The organism is Acinetobacter sp. GN11, from assembly GCF_054823985.1.
Map to the genome: position 1 here is coordinate 1 of NZ_JRVL01000312.1, position 2,215 is coordinate 2,215.

Genomic DNA, 2,215 nt, shown 5'->3' on the forward strand with positions numbered 1-2,215 from the left:
ATTTAATGAGCATTTAGTTGTGCAAATTAAAACTTGCGACTGAAATTGCTTTAAAAAATTAAATCGGAATATATGTTCTGATTAACCTATTTTATGCAGCCTACTTTTTGTAGAGTTTATGACCCTATTGAACGCTTACAAAACAGCAATATTAAAAACCTTGCTTAAAATGTTAAAGCTGATTAAGTGAAATCGATGATGTGTCAGTTATTGATATGAAAATGTCTGAAAATGATATGTTTAGATAGATATGATCATTTCCATAAGCGCTATATTTTCAATGGATCAGTTGAGTCCAAAAAATATAGTAATGCGTGTTTCGCATTTTGTCTTATGGGTCTTTCAAGCTGTCCTTTTTTATAAAAGACAGCTTTTTTTATGCTGATTTGACTCTTAGTAAACTTATGAAGAATATCGCTGTTTGGCTTGTTCATAAGCTTCAATATTAATACATTGAGCTCCCAAGCTTTTGATTTGTGCTGAGTCGATTTGAAGTTCATCCCACTTTTGCATTTGCTCAAGCAGCCAATAAAAGTCTTCTACTTTTGGAAGCGCACTTTCTTTTACTAGATGTCGAACAATATCCTGAATCTTAAAATATTTATCGACATGCACTTCTTCTGAGCAATGAAAACGAACAATTTCAAACTCAACCAATAACTTTAAAATTGGAGCAAAGTCTTGGAACTCACTCAATTCTTGTTGGGCTTTCATAATTGCTGCGGTAAGCACGACTAGTGTTTGTGGGTTCTGATTTGCCCATTCCTGTGTTACGGCTAAAACCTTGTCAGCCACAGGAGGAATAATGTTTTGGCTTGAGCAGATCATTTTACTTAAACCAAGAAGCTCACCTTGGGTATTCCAAGGTTCACCCACACAAAAACCATCAATCACATGTTTATCGAGTGCTTCGACCATATATGGTGGCGGTAATGTTTTGAGCTGAATAGACTGCGCGATTTTTGGATTTGCTAAAGCCAACCATTCTCTTAAACAATAATGATGAATGGAATGCTTAAACACATGCGCTAACGAAATGGAGTGATCTTGTTCAAGATGGTTCACCACTTTTTGCGCTGTTATTTGAGCCGTATCATTTTCTTTAATTGTAAGTTGATGAGTAAGTTTTTGACTTAAGCTAATGAAAGCACGGTTTTCACTTAAAACCAGTGATGTTTGCAGTGGCGTGCCAATTTGATCTGTGCCTACAGCCGCTGCAGGTAACATTGCAGATAAGCAGTGCGCTGCATCTAATAATCCAAAAGCCAAACGGTCTCGAAGACTTGCCCATGATGCTTCTTTAACTAAAGTGACGTCTAAACCAACTTCTTCAAAGAAGCCTCTTTGTTTTGCCCAAAGTAATGCAAGACAATCAAGCAAAGGAATATAGCCGAGTTGTAATTGAGTCTTTTCTAATGTGCTCATTTATTCATCCTTTAGTTGGTTGCCAAGTAATTTTTGAGCGTCAAGTAAACGCCGTGCCATTTCTCCAATCGTAATTCGATGACTCATCGCATTTTTTCTAAGAAGCTGAAATGCAGTTTCTTCAGGTAGTCCATGCAATTGCATGAGTAGAACTTTAGCTTTTTCAACATCCTTACGGTCAGCAAGTTTGGTTTGAGCTTCTTTTAAATCACCTTCGAGTTTTTTGTGCTTTTTATATTGCTCGATCGAGATTTCTAAAATGGTATGTAAGCGTGCAGGGTCTATGCCATCTACAATATAAGCAGTTACTCCTGCATCGATGGCTTGTTTGATGGTGTCTTTATCTGAATTTTTAGTGAACAGGACAGTCGGTAGATCATAGCTACTGACACAGCTTTCAATAATGTCGCGATGAGGATGATCCATATCGAGCAAGATTACATCGGCTTGTAAATCTTCAAGACGAAAGATATTCAAGTGATCCAAAGTAAGGCAAGCGACCACTTCAAAGTCATTTTCAAGCAGACTGTTTTTTATATAGTCCGCTCGAGCATGATCATCATCAATAAGGGCTATTTTGAGTTTTGGCATAAGTTCAGAAAATCAGGCTAAGAAAATGCGCCAATTCGACGCGTTTTTTGTTATTGGGTTTTAAGCAAGATTAGTGCCATACAAAACTACTCAAAAATCGAGATTTAGTGGCAATTTTGGATGCTAAAGAGTTAATGTGTTCGATCTTGGTGCAAAAATACGGTTCATTTTGTGACAAAGCATATTTTTGTTTAAACCA

General features: G+C 36.8%; 2 protein-coding genes and 1 pseudogene. 1 reads left to right on the forward strand and 2 read right to left on the reverse strand.

What is annotated here, in order from left to right; translation table 11 throughout:
• Window positions 1-280 precede the first annotated feature (280 nt).
• Window positions 281-377: pseudogene (locus NL42_RS18690) on the forward strand (hypothetical protein); the annotation flags it as partial.
• A 25-nt stretch (window positions 378-402) separates the two neighbouring features.
• On the opposite strand, the gene NL42_RS18695 reads toward NL42_RS18690, so the two are convergent.
• Window positions 403-1,425, reverse strand: coding sequence for an ABC transporter substrate-binding protein (locus tag NL42_RS18695; protein ID WP_461313888.1), 1,023 nt, complete (start codon window positions 1,423-1,425; stop codon window positions 403-405).
• Entirely contained in the window at window positions 1,426-2,016 is a 591-nt protein-coding gene (locus NL42_RS18700) for an ANTAR domain-containing response regulator (protein WP_005306352.1), read from the reverse strand. It lies immediately after the preceding gene.
• Between the last annotated feature and the right edge of the window lie 199 nt (window positions 2,017-2,215).

Coding starts and splice junctions, on each gene's coding strand:
- NL42_RS18700 (WP_005306352.1), bottom strand. CDS start 2,016: ATGCCAAAACTCAAAATAGCCCTTATTGATGATGATCATGCTCGAGCG.
- NL42_RS18695 (WP_461313888.1), bottom strand. CDS start 1,425: ATGAGCACATTAGAAAAGACTCAATTACAACTCGGCTATATTCCTTTG.